The following is a 15,675-nucleotide window of genomic DNA, read 5'->3' as shown; positions in this document are numbered from 1 at the left end:
CGGCATGCGGCGAAGGGTTTTGCTTGGGAGCGGCTGCGGAAACCGCATAGGGTAGGCGCATGATCACACCGCGTTTCGACATTCTGGGCCAGGCCATTGCGGACGCCAGCCGCACCCGGATGCTGTGCGAGCTGATGGAGGGCCGGGCCTATACCAACAAGGAGCTGGCCGCCGCCGCCGGGGTGACGCCGCAGACCGCCTCGGCGCATCTGCGGCTGCTGCAGGATGCCGGGCTGGTGGTGGCCGAAAAGCGCGGCCGCTGTGTCTATCACCGGCTGGCGGGCGCCGAGGTGGCGCATGCGCTGGAGCAGCTGGCGGCGATTGCCCCGGCCGAGAGCCTGTACCGGGCGCAGCAGCGCAAGGCGGGCGGGCTGGCGCAGCTGCGCAGCTGCTACGACCATCTGGCGGGGCCGCTGGCGGTGGCGATGACCGGCGCCTTTCTGGACCGCGGCATGCTGGTCGAGCAGCACGGCGCCTTCCGGGCGGAACCGGACGCCGCCTGGCTGAAGCTGGGGGTTGTGCTGCCGGAGCGGCCAAGCCGCCAGCCCTTTGCCCGGCCCTGCCTCGACTGGACCGAGCGCAGGCTGCATGTGGCGGGGCCGATGGGGCGGCAGATCCTGGACCACGCGCTGGACAGCGGCTGGGTCAAGCGGCACCGGCACAAGCGCGGCCTGATGCTGACGGCGCCGGGGCGGGTGGCGCTGGAGCAGATTCTGGGCGTGCAATGCGGCGGGCTGGCGGCGGCCTGAGGCGGGACGGAACGGGGCGGAACCAGGGGGCAGAGCCTGTGCGGATCCGGCACCACACGGAAATTCGAACGCGATTACCCTTGATTTGCCCGGGAAATGGCGCAACCTTTCAGGTATGAGCTTTGATCAGGTGCAGCCTTTTCCCGGATCTCCCATTCCTCAGCAAGTCGCGTTTGACCGGCGGGAACTGTCCGTCATTCTTTCGCTTTACGGGCGGATGGTGGCTGCGGGGGAGTGGCGCGATTACGGGATTGCGAGCCTGCGCGATCTGGCGGTGTTCTCGGTGTTCCGGCGCACGGCGGAGCATCCGCTGTACCGGATCGAAAAACGGCCCAAGCTGCGCCAGCGGCAGGGGCAGTATTCGGTGGTCGGCATGGACGGGCACATCCTGAAGCGCGGCGCCGATCTGAAGACCGTGCTGCGGGTGCTGGAGCGCAAGCTGATCCGCCCGATCGACTGACGGCCACCGCAGGGGAACCGGAAAATTCAAATTTTCCGGCCAAAAATCCTGCCAGGATTTTTGCCGCCTGAGGCGCCGGGCGGGCTTTACAGCAGCCTTTTATGCGCGGTCACCGGGCCGTCGCCCTGGGCTTCGATCCGCGCGATGGCGGCCGCGATGGGCTCTGCTGCCACCGCCATGTGATGGGCGTTGGCATGGATCAGGGTGTCGGCGTCGCGCACCAGCGCCACATGGCCTTTCCAGAACAGCAGGTCGCCGCGCTGATAGTTGTCTGAAGACACCGCCTCGCCCAGTTCCGCCTCCTGCATATCGCTGTCGCCGGGGCAGGGGATGCCGCAGGCCAGCAGCGCCGCCTGCACCAGGCCGGAACAGTCGATGCCAAAGCAGCTGTTGCCGCCCCAGAGGTAGGGCGTGCCGAGAAACAGGCCGGCCACCGCCGCCGGATCACTGGCATGGGCGCCGAGGGCGGACAGGTGCCGGGCCGGGATGAAGCCGAGAGTGGTTTCCAGGAACCGTCCGGTGCCGCCCAGGACCTGCACCCGGCTGCCGTGGCTGAGGGCGTGCGATTCGGGGGATTTGAAATCATCCGCCGAATAGGCATGGGTGGCGGGCGCACTGATCCAGTGGGTGGCCTCGAAAGGGGCGGTGACAGCGGAACTGGGCACATAGCCCACGTAGCCATCCTTGGCCGCCTGCAGGAAGGACCAGCCGCCGCGGTCCTCATAGACCGTGACCGGCTCGCCGTAGACCAGCTGGCGGTCGCGCGGGCCGTCAGGGGCGCGCAGCAGGTCCGCAACCGGCACGCCGATGCGGGCGGCGGTGCCCTCCACCGGCTGCAGCCCTTCCGGCACATCGCTCAGATGGGCGGCGGCGACGCGGTCATTCACCGGTGTGCGGCGGCGGTCGGCCATAATGCTCAGAGCTCCAGCAGGTCCGGCAGCGCGGCAAACAGCGCGCGGGCGCCCTGGCCCGTGCCGCCCTTGGGGCGGCCGGGGGCGGCGCCGGGGGTCCAGCCATAGATGTCGAAATGCATGTAGCGGCAGTCTCCGGCAAAGCGGCGCAGGAACAGCGCGGCGGTGATGGAGCCGGCAAAACCGCCCGCAGGCGCATTGTCGAGATCGGCAATGCCGGGTTCGATCATCGGCTCGTAGGGCGCGTGGAACGGCAGCCGCCAGACCGGGTCCGCAGTGCGCCCGGCACCGGCCGCCAGCGCGGCGGCGTCGCCATCGTGATCGGTGTAGAAAGGCGACAGGTCCGGCCCGACGGCAACCCGCGCCGCGCCGGTCAGCGTGGCCATGGAGATCAGCAGCTCCGGCGCCTCCTCCGCCGCCAGCGCCAGCGCGTCGGCCAGCACCAGGCGGCCCTCGGCGTCGGTGTTGTTGACCTCGACCGTCAGACCCTTGCGGGAGGTCAGCACATCGCCGGGGCGGAAGGCGGGGCCGGAGACGGAATTTTCAACCGCCGGGATCAGCACCCGCAGCTGCAGATCCAGACCGGCGGCCATGATCATCCGCGCCAGCCCCAGCACGTTGGCGGCGCCGCCCATGTCCTTTTTCATCAGCGCCATGCTGTTGCCGGGCTTGAGGTTGAGCCCGCCGGTGTCGAAACAGACGCCCTTGCCCACCAGCGTGAGCCGGGGGCCGGAGCGGCCCCAGCGCAAATCGATCAGCCGCGGCGCGCGGTCCGAGGCGCGCCCCACGGTGTGGATCAGCGGGAAGTTCTGCTTGAGCAGGTCTGCGCCCGGAATGGTGGAAACCTCGGCGCCGAAGTCTTGTGCCAGGCCCTCGGCGGCGGCTTGCAGTTCGGCCGGGCCCATGTCGGAGGCGGGCGTGTTGATCAGGTCGCGGGTCAGGCATTCGGCGGCGGCAAGAGATTCGATGGCGTTGGCATCGATGCCGTCGGGGGCCGTCAGCGCGGCGCCGGCCGCCTCTGCGGCCTTGTAGCGGTCAAAGCGGTAGGCGGTCAGCAGCCAGCCCAGAGATTCGGTGGCGGCATCCTCGGCCGGCAGGCCGGAGGCAATCCGGTAGGTTCCGGCGGGCAGGTTCTGCGCGGCTTCGGCGAGCACGAAACGGCGGCGCGCCCGCTGCGCGGCGCAGCCGTAGCCGGCCAGGGCCATTTCGATGGTGCCATCGGCGCCCGGCACCGTCAGCGCCTGGCCGCAGGCGCCGGAAAAACCATGTGCCGAGACCCAGGCCTGAACGCGCTGCGGCTGGCCTGAAAGCCAGCTTTCGAAAGTGCCGCTTGCGACGGCATGCACGGGACAGGCGTCCGGGCTGGGGACGGCAAAGACGGGCGGCATTGGCATACTCCGGATGCGGATCAGTGTTGATGCGCCAGAGTAGCTGCCGCAGCGGGGCCTGCAAGCCCCGCAGCCTGCGGAAAGGTCAGATTGTCATGTCCTGCTGGTCCCAGACCGCGGTCAGCGAACGTTCCCCCACCCGCATCAGCCGGAACAGGATCGCGGCCACCGCCGGAAAGTCCTCGGCATCAATGGCTTCGGTCACGTTGTTGGCGATCGATGCCAGCGCCGTCATGCCGATCTGATCGGCAATCGCAATCAGCGACCGGGCGCTTTTGCGCAGATTCATCATGTCATTCTGCCGCCACAGACGCTCGCAATGCGTCAGGCGGACCGCCATTTCTTCCACCGCCCGGCAGACGACATCCTCGGCACCGGTTTCGCCAAGCTGGTCGTACAGCGCAGAGAGTTTGCCAGGATCCAGGCGCACTTTTTCGGAGTGCATTACTGTTAGTATATTGGCCACCACATTCACCCAAGTTCTTTATGCCCCCACGGCACGTCTGCCAATTTGACCCCCACAGGTTTTCAAAAGGTTTCCGCCGGGTGTTCAAATCACTCGAATTTGCGGACAATGCAGGGTAACACGTCCGCCAACGCGCAAACGATCGGAGGATTCGACAATGGAATTTGCCAAACCTCTCCCCAGTTATCTGGTGACCCGCTATCACGGCTGGAAGGCCACATCCTATGAGGAGAACCAGGGCTGGTACCGCCGCCTGGCGACCGAAGGCCAGCGGCCGCGGGCCATGGTGATCTCCTGCTGCGACAGCCGGGTGCATGTGACCTCGATCTTCGGGGCGGATCAGGGTGAATTCTTCATTCACCGCAATATTGCCAACCTGGTGCCGCCGTTTGCACCGGACGGCGACCACCACGGCACTTCGGCGGCGGTGGAATATGCGGTCACCGCGCTGAAGGTGTCGCATCTGATCGTGCTGGGCCACTCGCAATGCGGCGGCGTGCAGGGCTGCATCGACATGTGCAAGGGCAACGCGCCGCAGCTGGAAGAGAAAACCAGCTTTGTCGGCCGCTGGATGGACATTCTGAAGCCCAAGTTCGCAGGGGTGTCGGATATCGAGGACCCGGTGGAGCAGGCCCGTCAGTTTGAACGCCAAGCCGTTGTTGCATCGATGGAAAACCTGATGACCTTCCCCTTCATCGAATCGGCGGTCAAGGCCGGCGGTCTGAGCCTGCACGGGCTGTGGACCGACATCGGCGAGGGCGGGCTGGAATGCTATGACGCCAAGGCGCATGCCTTTGTGCCGGTCTGAGCTCAGCCGGTTTTCCTGCTGACACCAAACGCAGCCGCCAGATTGGCGGCTGCCTGCGTATAGCCCCCCTGCGCGCCGTCGACGAAATGCACGTGATCGTCCGCGACCGGCGAGGGCACGATGCAAGTGACCATGGCGGCGTCCTGCTCGTGCAGCCCGAAGTGCACCAGCCCGGCGTCTGCCGCCTGCTGCAGGTGATGGCGGATGCGGTCGCGGATGGCCGGCGTGCAGTCCAACGTCATCTTCAGCCCGTCGTCGAATTTGCGGAAGTCGGAATTGGCCTTGAGAACCGACAGGTAATGCACCGGGTCGAAAGCGCCCACGGGACGTTTGGCGGCAAAGATCAGACCGGTGAAGGCGCTATGGGCCAGAAGATACAGCTGCCGCAAGATCAGAGGGGTCCGGCCGCGCGAGGACTTCGCCTCCAGGGTCAGCCCGGCCGGGGGGAAGCGCAGTTTCGGCCCGGTTGCAGGGACCGGGTGGCCGTTGCTGTCCAGCTCGCCCGCCAGGTCCACAAGCTGCGAGGTGAGCCGGGCAAAGGCCTGCGGATCCGCATCCGGTGCAGGCTGGGCGACCACCGACAGGATGATGCCGTTGCGCGCTGGCGTGTTGCTCCAGCGGCAGGACAGCCCCGAGAGGTCGGGCGGCCCGGCCCCGGGCGCGGGCGGCACCTCGAAGGCGCCGGCCTTCATCTGCGCCTCGGCCCAGGCCAGGCCGCCGCCGCTGAACATGGCGAAATCGGCGTGTTCCGACACCGCATAGCGGGCGATCCGCACTTCCAGCCCCTCGGCCCGGATCCAGCGGAGCGGCAGCATGGCGGCGCGCAGGGTGATGCCATACTCCGCCTCGGTCCAGCTGCGCAGGCCCGCCAGCACCTGTTCCGCGGCTTCGCGGTGGCGCGGCGGCACCGCAAAGGAGGCACCGTCGCCGCCGAAGATATAGGGGAACGCCTCGCCCTGCAGCGCGTTGCGCATGGCGGCAATCACCGCGGCGCCGATCATGTTCACGGTCTTGTAGCGGCCGGCGGCGGCCAGCCCGGTCGAGTTCACGATATCGGTGCAGCCCAGATGCCAGTCCGGCGGCAGCGGAGCAAAGGACTCCGGAGCGGACAGGCTGGCGAAAGCCCGGTTCCTGGGAAGGTTGGCGTAGAAACTGTCTGTGTTCATGCTGGTCCCGTCTCCGGCCGCCTGCCTTTACTCCCTAAACGAATTGTGCCCCCGGGCCAAACATGCAAGCTGTGCGGCGGACACAAATAACGGGGACACAAGATGCAGGCGGGATTGATAATGTTGTGCCTGGCCTATGTGCTGAGCCAGTTTTTCCGCGCCTTCCTGGCGGTGCTGTCGGGGGTGCTGGGGCAGGACATCGGCGCGGCGCCGGACGATCTCGCCTTTGCGTCCGGCATGTGGTTCCTGTCCTTTGCGGCGATGCAGCTGCCGGTGGGCTGGGCGCTGGACCATGCCGGGCCGCGGCGCACCGCCGCGCTGCTGCTGCTTTTGGGCGGCGGCGGCGGCGCGGCGCTGTTTGCCGCGGCTGCGGCGCCGCTGCACGTGAGCATCGCGATGTTCCTGATCGGCATCGGCTGCTCGCCGGTTCTGATGGCCTCCTATTACATCTTTGCGCGCCAGTACCCGCCCGCGCGCTTTGCCACCCTGGCGGCGCTGATGCTGGGGGTGGGGTCGGCGGGCAACCTGGTGGCCTCCTACCCGACGGCGCTGGCGGTGGACCTGTTCGGCTGGCGGCAGACGCTGGCCGGGCTGGCGGCCATTTCGGTGGCGGTGGCGGCGGGGATCTTCCTGACTGTGTCAGATCCGGACATGCCGGACGGGGAGCACAAGGGATCGGTTTTCGATCTGCTGAAAATGCCGGCGATGTGGGCGGTGTTTCCGCTGATGCTGGTGGCCTATGCGCCTTCGGGCGCCCTCCGGGGGCTGTGGATCGGGCCCTACTTGAGCGACCTGTACGGGCTCAGCACCCAGCAGATCGGGCTGGCGACGCTGGTGATGGGGGCGGCAATGATTGCCGGCACCTTTGCCTATGGGCCGCTGGACCGGATTCTGGGCACCCGCAAATGGGTGATCCTGGGCGGCAACCTGCTGGCCTGCCTGGCGCTGGGCGGGCTGATTTTGGCCGCCGGCCTGCCGGTCTGGATACCGGTCGTGCTGATGGCGGCGGTCGGGTTCTTCGGGGCCTCCTTCCCGGTGATCATGGCGCATGGCCGTGCGTTTGTGCCGCCGCATCTGGCCGGGCGCGGAGTCACATTGCTGAACTTTTTCGGCATCGGCGGGGTGGGAATCATGCAGTTTGCCACCGGGCGGATCCATTCAGGTATGGCCGGACCGGACCCATTCCTGCCCTATACGGGCATTTTCAGCTTCTTTTTGGTCTGCCTTGCGGCCGGATGCGCAATTTATCTGCTCAGCCGGGACAGCATGGACTGATCCGCCCCTTTAAACTTGTCCGCAGAGGCATTATCACTCCGGCGCCGGCCATGAGGCCAAGCAATACTGGAGAAACAGACAAATGGGCTACCGCATCGTCGTCGTTGGCGCCACTGGCAACGTGGGCCGCGAAATGCTGAACATCCTGGCCGAGCGCCAGTTCCCTGTGGACGAGATCGCTGTGCTGGCAAGCCGCAAATCTCTCGGCACTGAAGTCAGCTTTGGCGATAAGACACTGAAGACCCAGGATCTGGACACCTTCGATTTTGCCGGCTGGGACATGGCGCTGTTTGCGGTCGGTTCCGCCGCGACCAAGGATTACGCGCCCAAGGCCGCCGCTGCGGGCTGCGTGGTGATCGATAACTCCTCGCTGTACCGCTATGATCCGGACATTCCGCTGATCGTGCCGGAAGTGAACCCGGACGCCGTGCACGGCTATGCCAAGAAGAACATCATCGCCAACCCCAACTGCTCGACCGCGCAGATGGTCGTGGCGCTGAAGCCGCTGCATGACCGCGCCAGGATCAAGCGCGTGGTGGTCTCGACCTATCAGTCGGTGTCCGGTGCGGGCAAAAACGGCATTGATGAGCTGTGGGACCAGACCAAGTCGATCTACAACCCGACCGATGACAAGCCGGCCAAGCAGTTCACCAAGCAGATCGCCTTCAACGTCATTCCGCATATCGACGTCTTCATGGAAGACGGCTCGACCAAGGAAGAGTGGAAGATGGTCGCCGAGACCAAGAAGATCGTCGACACCTCGATCAAGGTCACCGCGACCTGCGTCCGGGTGCCGGTGTTTGTCGGCCATTCCGAGGCGATCAACATCGAGTTCGAGGACTTCCTGGACGAGGACGAAGCGCGCGACATCCTGCGCGAGGCGCCGGGTGTCATGGTGATCGACAAGCGCGAGGACGGCGGCTATGTCACGCCGGTGGAATGCGTTGGCGATTTTGCCACTTTCATCAGCCGGATCCGCCAGGATTCGACCATCGACAACGGCCTGAACCTGTGGTGCGTATCGGACAACCTGCGCAAGGGCGCGGCGCTGAACGCGGTGCAGATCGCCGAGCTGCTGGGCCGTGAGGTCCTGAAGAAAGGCTAAGCCTTGTATCCTTTTGGTGAGGGGGCTGCTTCGGAAGAGGCGGCCCCTTTTCTTTTGCACGGCTGCCCGGGGACAGGCGGCGCCGTTAGTCTGAGGGGGACAGCAGGCAAAGGGAGTGAAGCCATGATCGCTTTGGAGAATTTCAGCACGGGTGTTGCGGTTGCCGCCGGGCAGGGGCAGCAGATGCCGCTGGGCGCCATCCTGGCCGGGGCCAAGCTGAACCGCGGCAGCATCGAGCGGCTGCAGGAACATCTGGCTGCGGATTTCAGTACCTCCGGTGACTGGTTTTCCCTGTGCCGCGGGCTGCGCCGCAAGGGGGTCTGCCTCAAGTTCAGGGAGGGCACGCTGTGGCTTTACGATGCAGTGACGCATGCGGCGGTTGCCGCCTGCGAGGATCTGGGCATTGATCCGGACGAGCTGGAACTGCGTTTCGGCCCGTCGCAGCCGTGACACATGCTGCCGGCAGCACCGGTGCAGCTGGCCACCTGGCGGGCTGAAGGCTAGGCTTGGCATCAGGCGGGCGTTTCCGGCCCGCCCCGTTTTCCTGATCGAGAGATGCCAATGCGATTTTCACTGATGGCTTGCGCCTTCGCCGTATTTGTTCAGGCAGCGGCAACTGCCGCGGCCGCCGATACCATTCCCCTCAGCAGCCGCGTGTCCGAAGTGACCCTTTATCCGGGGCTTGCCGAAGTGACCCGGCGCGCTGCGGTCACGCTGCCTGCAGGGCGGCACCGGCTGATCCTGCAGAATGTGCCGAAGTCTGCGCTGCTGGAGACCCTGCAGGTCGAGATCAGCGGCGCCCGCCGCATTGCCACCCTGCTGCGCGGGGAGCACGTGCCGCCGCGTGCTGCGGATGATCCGGAGATAGACGCCGCGGAGGCACGGATCCGCGATCTGGAGGCGCAAATCGCCTCGGTCCGGGACGAGGCTGCAGGCGCCCGTGCCGGGGTGCGGGCGGCTGAGGTCTCTATCGGGTTCCTGCAGCAGCTTGGCGCGAATGAAGGCCTGGCCCAGGCCGATGCAGCGGCACTCCGGGCAATTGCCCGGATGATTTCCGGCGAAGCCGCCAGCGCCGGCCAGGCCGCCGTGACAGCGGAGGCGGAAGCACGCCGCATCGAACTGCGCCTGGCGGCGCTGGACGAAGACCTGGCAGAGGCCCGCGCGGCGCTGGCGGCCATCACGCTGGAGGACAGGGACAGGCTGTATATTGCAGTGGACGTTGACGCCGAGCAGGCGGGCGAAGGCGCGGTAATGCTCAGCTATTTCACCGCCGGAGGCGGCAATACCGGCTGGCAGCCGGCTTATGAGATGCATCTCAGCACCGGGGAGGCGGTTGAGGTTACCCTGAAACGCGCAGTGACGCTGGTTCAGGATACCGGCGAGAACTGGCAGGATGTGGCTCTGACACTGTCCACGGCAAAACCTGCAGGGCAGGGGAGCCCGTCAGGACTGCGCCCGTGGCTGCGCCGGATTGCAGAGCCGGCCCCGCCGCCCTCGGCGAAACAGCTTCTTGCCGACGCGGATGGGGCCGGCACTGTGTCTGAAGCCTTTGCAGAGCCGCCAATCGTTGCAGAAGAGGTCCGGCGCTGGGCGGCAAATCTGGATGGCGCGGCTGCGGCATACAGGTTCGGCCTGCCGGTTTCGGTCGCGTCCGGCGCCGATGTCCTGAGGCTGGAAATGGATGCGCTGACTGCCGCTGCCGAAGTGGAAGCGGTGGCGGTGCCGCTGCGCGATGCCGCGGCCTACAGGGTGGTGACGTTCACCAACAGTTTTGGCGAACAGCTGCTGGCCGCGGATGCGGTGCCGCGCTTTGCCGATGGCAAGCTGGTTGCCTTTGAGGCCTTCGCCGGGCTGGCGCCGGGGGCAGAGATGGCGGCGGGCTTTGGCCCGATCGAAGGCCTGCAGGTGCGCCGCGATGTGCTGGATCAGAGCGAAGGCGGCCAGGGGCTGATATCGCGCAGCAACGAACAGGTGCAGAAGGTGGAGATCGAGGTGGCGAATCTGACCGCGCAGGACTGGCCTGTCCGGGTGCTGGACAGGGTGCCCTATTCGCAGCAGGACGATTTGGAGATCAGCTGGAGCGCATCACCGCGGCCGGACGAGGAAAGCGTGGAGAAACAGCGCGGCATCCTGGCCTGGAATATGGAGGTCGCCGCAGGCGGGACCCGTGCAATCCGGCTGGAGACCAAACTCAACTGGCCGGACGGCATGGTCCTGCGCTGAGGGGGCCGCAGCGGTCAGCCGCAGGCGGGGGGCTCCCGCCCGTCGTCGGGCATGAAAAATACCCTCCTCCCGTTGGGCGTGGCACCGCGCTTCGCGCGGTGCCACGCCCAAGGCCGCTGCCGCTGCTCTGGCGAAGCCAGGGCTGCGGCCGGGCACGGGAGTGCTTCCGGTTGAACGGGGCGGTTGAACGGCGCAGGTTTAGTCCGCGTTCCAGCGGGCGGCGAGCTGGCGGGCGTTATTGGCAAGGATCATCACGTCGATGCCGACGGCGAGAAATTGCGCCCCCATGTCCGAATAGGTCCGAGCTGCCTCATCCGTAGTGCCCAGGATGCCCGGCGCCAAACCTGCCGTTCTGATCCGTTGCAGCGCGTCGGCAATTACCGCCCGGACCTCGGGATGCGCGGAGTTGCCCTGGTGGCCCATGTCGGTCGACAGGTCGGCCGGGCCGATGAAGACGCCGTCGATGCCCTCGACCTGCAGGATTTCGTCCAGCGCGGCCATGCCGGCCCGGTTTTCCACCTGCACCAGCAGGCAGATCTCCTGATCCGCGGTCGGGATATAGTCGCTGACCGAGCCGAACAGAGTGGCGCGCGCCGCCGTGGCGCCGACGCCGCGCACGCCTGTTGGCGGGTAGCGGCAGGCGCGCACCAGTTCGCGGGCCTGTTCCGCGCTTTCCACGATCGGCACCAGCACCGTCTGGGCGCCTGCATCCAGCACCTGCTTGATCATCCAGGTCTCCCCCACCGGCACCCGCACCACCGGGTGGCTGGGCGAGGCCGCCAGCGCCATCAGCTGGTCGCGGATCGAGCGGATGTCATTTGGCGCGTGCTCGCCGTCGATCACCAGCCAGTCGAAGCCGCAGGTGCCCATGATCTCGGCGATCTGGCCATCGGCAAAGCTCATCCAGCAGCCGATCTGGCGCTCGCCCCTGGCAAGCGCTTCCTTGAAGGTGTTCTTGGGGGCGGGCATGGTTGGTGCCTCCTGTCAGGCGAAATGGATCGAAACAGAGCCGAATGCGCCGAAATCGGCGGTGATTTCCGTGCCCGGCGGGCATTCGACGGGGCGGATGAAAGAGCCTGAGAGCACGATATCCCCGGCGTCGATCCGTTGTCCATATTCCGCCATCCGCCGCGCCAGCCACAGGACCGAGGTGACGGGATCGTTCAGCACGCCTGCGCCCAGCCCGGTTTCCTCAACCGTGCCGTTGCGGCTGACGATCGCGCCTACCCAGCGCAGGTCGCAGGCGTCCGCCGCGCGGCGTTCCGCCCCCAGCACCACGCCGGCATTGGCGGCGTTGTCGCTGATGGTGTCGGTGATGATGCGGGCCTGGCCGGTGGCCGGATCCGTCCGCAGGATGCGGGTGTCGAGGATTTCCAGCGACGGCGCGACATAGTCCGTCGCGGCCAGCACGTCCGCGCGGGTGCATTCGGCGCCCGCAAGGGCGGATTTCATGACAAAGGCGATCTCTGCCTCCACCCGCGGCTGGATGAAGCGGCCCGCCGGGACGGTGGCGCCGCACTCAAACGCCATGTCATCCAGCAGCACGCCGCTGTCCGGTGTGGTGATGTTCAGCGCCTGCTGCATGGCGCGGCTGGTGAGGCCGATCTTCCAGCCGATTTTCCGGCGTCCCGACGCCAGCTTTTGCCTTATTAGAGCCTGTTGAACCGCATAGGCATCGTCCAGGGTCATGCCGGGATAGGCCCGCGAGAGCAGGCCGCATTGGCGGCCGGTTGCCTCGGCCGCCAGCAGGGTTCCGGCGGCCTCCTGATGCTGGTCCGGGGTCATGCCTTGCCCCCGTTGAACTCGTCTTCAACCGTATTGCGCAGGAGGCCGATGCCCGCGACCTCAACTTCGACCACGTCGCCGGGCGCCAGGTATTTCGGCGGATCGAACCGGGCGCCTGCGCCGGTTGGGGTGCCGGTGATGATCACGTCGCCGGGCTGCAGTGTGGTGAAGGTGGAGATATAGGCGATCTCCTCGCGGATCGGGAACATCATGCGGGCCAGGGTGTCGTCCTGGCGGACCTCGCCGTTCACGCGGGTGACAATGCGCGCCTCATCCAGCTGCGCGGCGTCGGTGAAGGGCACCAGCCAGGGGCCGATAGAGCCGGAATTGTCCCAGTTCTTGCCTTGGGTGACGTTAAATTTCGCATGCCGCACCCAGTCGCGAATCGTGCCCTCGTTGCAGAGCGTCAGCGCGGCGATGTGATCATAGGCGTCTTCCGGTTTGATCCGGCGGCCTGCCTTGCCGATCACAACCGCGACCTCGCCTTCGTAATCCAGGGTGTGGTTCTCCGGCGGGCGGATCAGCGGGCGGTCTGCGCCGGTAAAGGAGCGCGGGAAGCGGGGGAACAGCGACATGTGCTTGGGCTGTGCGGTGCCGTCCCTGTATTCCGCGTTGCGGTCCGGGAAGTTGACGCCGACGCAGATGATCTTTTCCGGGTTTGGGATCGGGATTTCGTAAGAGAAATCTGTGTGGGTCACGGGCTTGCCTTCGGCGGCCTGTGCCAGTGCGGGCAGGCCGTCTGCTGCGATCACGTCGCGCAGGGTGGGCCAGTGCGGGAACTGCGGCGACAGGGCGATCATGCCCGCATCCGTGACTGCCCCATAGAAGGTCCCGCCATTGGCGGAGTAGGTGGCAAAGCGCATGGTCAGAGCCCTCTTGCGATTTCGGTGATGACGTCGAAGGCCATCATCACGTCTGCTTCGGTGGTTTCAAACTGCCCGGCCTGGAAGCGGATCACCAGCTGGCCGTCAACGCGGGTCTGGGTCAGGTAGATGCGGCCGTCGCCGTTGATCGCATTGACCAGCGCGAGGTTGAGGTCGTCGAGGTCCGCAACGCCATCAGGGGTGTAGCGGAAGGTCCAGAGCGACCACATCGGCGGGGTCACGATCTGGAAATCAGGCTCTAACTTGAGCTTTTCGTGCAGCTGGTTCGACCAGTTGATGTGGTTGCGCAGGCGCTGCCGCAGCCCCTCCAACCCGTAGGTGCGGATCAGGAACCAGATCTTGAGCGCGCGGAAGCGGCGGCCCAGCGGCACCGACCATTCGGAATAATTGATGATGCCGTCACGGCCGTGGGTCTTGAGGTACTCCGGGCTGATGGCAAGGGTCTGCACCAGATCGTCTGGGTTCTTCAGGAAATGGGCGGAGCAGTCGAACTGCACGCCGAGCCACTTATGCGGGTTGAAGACAATGCTGTCGGCGCGCTCCACCCCTGGCCAGTAGTGGCGGTATTCGGGGCAGATCATGGCGGAGCCGGCCCAGGCGGCGTCCACATGGGTGTATAGCCCGTATTTTTCGGCCACTTCCAGTACTTGGTCCACCGGGTCGGTGGCGCCGGTGCCGGTGCCGCCGACGCAAAGGATCACACCGGCGGGCTGGTGGCCTGCGGCGATGTCTTCTTTGATGGCGGCTTCCAGTGCTGCCGGGTCCATGCCCCGCCAGCCGCCCTTGATCGGCACCCGGATCAGGTTCTGCTGGCCGATGCCCGCGACCCAGATGGCACGGTCGATGGAGGTGTGGACCTCCGACGAGCAGTAGATGCGCAGCGCTTTCTGGCCGAACAGGCCCTGGCTGTTGCCCTGCCAGTTCAGCGCCCGCTCGCGCATGGTCAGCACGGCGGCCAGAGTGGCGGAGGAGGCCGAGTCCTGGATGACGCCCTGGAACTGCTGTGGCAGGTCCAGCGCCTGACGCAGCCAGTCCATCATCCGTGTTTCCATCTCTGTCGCCGCGGGCGAGGTTTGCCACAGCATGCATTGCGGCGCGATGGCGGCGGTCAGGAACTCTGCCAGCACCGAGGGTGCTGCGGCATTGGAGGTGAAATAGGCAAAGAAACGCGGGTGCTGCCAGTGGGTGATGCCGGGCATCACGATGTTTTCGAAATCTCGGAAGACCGCCTCCATCCCCTCGCCTGTTTCGGGCGGGGAGGCGGCCAGCGCATTCAGCACCTCGCCAGGTTCCGTTCGGGCCCGTACCGGGCGCTCGCCGACGGTCAGGTGGTAGTCCTGTGTCCAGTCCGCGACCCGGCGGCCCCATTCGGAAAAATCATCCCATTTCATTGTTCTTACCTTGCTTCCGCCAGGGCGCGGCCATGATGTTTAGGGTGCAATAATCGGCTGCGCGTCCAGGGCGCTGGGTTTCGGAGTGGCGCCTTCGAAGACGGAGCCTTCCTCGAACCAGCTGCGCGGCGCCGGGGCGCCCCAGAGGGTCTGGCGCTGCGGGTCGGTGAGCGACCATTTGATTGGCTCCAGGTCCGGGTCCACGGTCTGGTAGTCGGAGCAGTAAATCTCGATCCGGTGGCCGTCCGGGTCGCGGACATAGAGGAAGAAGGCGTTGGAGATGCCGTGGCGGCCGGGGCCGCGTTCGATGTTGCCGACGTAGCCGGTGGTCGACATCAGATCGAGCAGGTCGATGATATTCAAGGGGGTCGGCACCCAGAAGGCAGTGTGGTGCAGACGGGGGCCGAGCCCGTTGGTGAAGGCCACGTCGTGCACGCCGCCTTTGCGGTGCATCCAGGCGGCCCAGATCTTGCCGCTGTCGTCATCCTCGGTGAACTCGGTGACGCGGAAGCCCATCTCGCCGTAGAAGGCGACGGCGGCATCCACATCCGCGCTGAACATGTTGAAATGGTCGATGCGCAGCGGTTTTACCCCTTTGTAGAGCCTGTATTCCTGGTGGATCGGCGGCAGGCGGTCCATTTTCACATAGAATTCCAGCGGCACGCCCCAGGGATCGCGGGTGCGCAGGGTTCTGCCCATGCGGGGACGGCTGACCCACTCCACCGGCAGGCCCTTGGCGGCGAAGAACTCCGCAGCCTTGTCCAAGTCCGGCTCGTCGTAAAGCTTGAAGCCGAGAACGCCCGCGGAGGCTGCGTCCGCCTTGGCCAGCACGATGCAGTGATGGCCGCGTTCCTCCATTGCGCGCAGATAGATGCGCCCGCTGTCCTCATGCGTCACCTGCAGGCCGAGCGTGTCCGCATAGAAGGCGCGGGAGGCGGCGAGGTCGGTCACATGGTATTCCACATGGCTGAGCCGCACGATGTTGAACGGCGGATAGAGGTTCGGGGCGGGGACGGGCATGGTTTGAACCTTTCACTTGGGGCCGGGTGCGGGAGCGAGGGGCC

The 15,675-nt window shown here is 66.2% G+C and carries 16 protein-coding genes; 7 read left to right on the top strand and 9 right to left on the bottom strand.

All coding sequences use genetic code 11. The annotated features are described in order from the left end of the window. The first annotated feature begins 59 nt into the window (after positions 1–59). Together OKQ63_RS18845 and OKQ63_RS18840 are read left to right on the top strand one after the other, a co-directional pair. Positions 60–749 (top strand): ArsR/SmtB family transcription factor, encoded by a 690-nt coding sequence (locus OKQ63_RS18845; RefSeq protein WP_264211554.1) that lies wholly within the window; start codon positions 60–62, stop codon positions 747–749. A gap of 115 nt (positions 750–864) precedes the next feature. Continuing rightward, entirely contained in the window at positions 865–1,209 is a 345-nt protein-coding gene (locus OKQ63_RS18840) for a DUF2794 domain-containing protein (RefSeq protein ID WP_264211553.1), read from the top strand. A gap of 86 nt (positions 1,210–1,295) precedes the next feature. Here OKQ63_RS18840 and OKQ63_RS18835 read toward each other — a convergent pair whose 3' ends face one another. From OKQ63_RS18835 to OKQ63_RS18825, 3 genes are all read right to left on the bottom strand, one after another. Next, entirely contained in the window at positions 1,296–2,120 is an 825-nt protein-coding gene (locus OKQ63_RS18835; RefSeq protein WP_264211552.1) for a C40 family peptidase, read from the bottom strand. A 5-nt stretch (positions 2,121–2,125) separates the two neighbouring features. Further along, positions 2,126–3,508: a leucyl aminopeptidase family protein gene (locus OKQ63_RS18830; RefSeq protein WP_264211551.1), complete on the bottom strand. Its 1,383-nt coding sequence runs from the start codon at positions 3,506–3,508 to the stop codon at positions 2,126–2,128. A gap of 85 nt (positions 3,509–3,593) precedes the next feature. Then, positions 3,594–3,953, bottom strand: coding sequence for a hypothetical protein (locus tag OKQ63_RS18825; protein ID WP_264213952.1), 360 nt, complete (start codon positions 3,951–3,953; stop codon positions 3,594–3,596). Between the two features lie 178 nt (positions 3,954–4,131). On the opposite strand from OKQ63_RS18825, the gene OKQ63_RS18820 reads away from it, so the two are divergent. Beyond that, entirely contained in the window at positions 4,132–4,782 is a 651-nt protein-coding gene (locus OKQ63_RS18820; RefSeq protein ID WP_264211550.1) for a carbonic anhydrase, read from the top strand. Positions 4,783–4,784: 2 nt separating this feature from the next. Here OKQ63_RS18820 and OKQ63_RS18815 read toward each other — a convergent pair whose 3' ends face one another. Then, positions 4,785–5,948 carry a DUF3095 domain-containing protein gene (locus OKQ63_RS18815; protein ID WP_264211549.1) on the bottom strand — a complete coding sequence of 388 codons (1,164 nt, stop codon included), beginning with the start codon at positions 5,946–5,948 and terminating at the stop codon, positions 4,785–4,787. Between the two features lie 102 nt (positions 5,949–6,050). On the opposite strand from OKQ63_RS18815, the gene OKQ63_RS18810 reads away from it, so the two are divergent. From OKQ63_RS18810 to OKQ63_RS18795, 4 genes are all read left to right on the top strand, one after another. Next, complete coding sequence (locus OKQ63_RS18810) at positions 6,051–7,223, top strand: MFS transporter (protein ID WP_264211548.1); 1,173 nt, start codon at positions 6,051–6,053, stop codon at positions 7,221–7,223. Positions 7,224–7,305: 82 nt separating this feature from the next. Beyond that, entirely contained in the window at positions 7,306–8,328 is a 1,023-nt protein-coding gene (locus OKQ63_RS18805) for an aspartate-semialdehyde dehydrogenase (protein WP_264211547.1), read from the top strand. A 123-nt stretch (positions 8,329–8,451) separates the two neighbouring features. Further along, positions 8,452–8,778 carry a hypothetical protein gene (locus OKQ63_RS18800; RefSeq protein ID WP_264211546.1) on the top strand — a complete coding sequence of 109 codons (327 nt, stop codon included), beginning with the start codon at positions 8,452–8,454 and terminating at the stop codon, positions 8,776–8,778. Between the two features lie 111 nt (positions 8,779–8,889). Further along, positions 8,890–10,551: a DUF4139 domain-containing protein gene (locus OKQ63_RS18795; RefSeq protein ID WP_264211545.1), complete on the top strand. Its 1,662-nt coding sequence runs from the start codon at positions 8,890–8,892 to the stop codon at positions 10,549–10,551. Positions 10,552–10,749: 198 nt separating this feature from the next. Here OKQ63_RS18795 and OKQ63_RS18790 read toward each other — a convergent pair whose 3' ends face one another. The 5 genes from OKQ63_RS18790 to hpaD are packed head-to-tail and all read right to left on the bottom strand — an operon-like array spanning position 10,750 to position 15,631. Continuing rightward, the gene (locus OKQ63_RS18790; protein ID WP_264211544.1) at positions 10,750–11,520 is read right to left on the bottom strand and encodes an HpcH/HpaI aldolase family protein; all 771 of its coding nucleotides are present in this window, start codon (positions 11,518–11,520) and stop codon (positions 10,750–10,752) included. 15 nt (positions 11,521–11,535) lie between these two features. Then, a complete protein-coding gene (gene hpaH, locus OKQ63_RS18785) occupies positions 11,536–12,336 on the bottom strand; it encodes a 2-oxo-hept-4-ene-1,7-dioate hydratase (protein WP_264211543.1) in 801 nt (266 codons plus the stop codon). Then, a complete protein-coding gene (locus OKQ63_RS18780) occupies positions 12,333–13,199 on the bottom strand; it encodes a fumarylacetoacetate hydrolase family protein (protein WP_264211542.1) in 867 nt (288 codons plus the stop codon). Before OKQ63_RS18780 ends, hpaH begins: the two co-directional genes overlap by 4 nt. Positions 13,200–13,201: 2 nt before the next feature. Next, positions 13,202–14,611 (bottom strand): pyridoxal phosphate-dependent decarboxylase family protein, encoded by a 1,410-nt coding sequence (locus tag OKQ63_RS18775; protein WP_264211541.1) that lies wholly within the window; start codon positions 14,609–14,611, stop codon positions 13,202–13,204. Positions 14,612–14,650: 39 nt separating this feature from the next. Further along, entirely contained in the window at positions 14,651–15,631 is a 981-nt protein-coding gene (gene hpaD, locus OKQ63_RS18770) for a 3,4-dihydroxyphenylacetate 2,3-dioxygenase (protein WP_264211540.1), read from the bottom strand. Between the last annotated feature and the right edge of the window lie 44 nt (positions 15,632–15,675).

Origin of the sequence: Leisingera thetidis (genome assembly GCF_025857195.1) — a bacterium.
GTDB classification, from domain to species: domain Bacteria; phylum Pseudomonadota; class Alphaproteobacteria; order Rhodobacterales; family Rhodobacteraceae; genus Leisingera; species Leisingera thetidis.
Note: the sequence above shows the minus strand (reverse complement) of the source record. Positions and strands in the feature narration are given on the sequence as shown.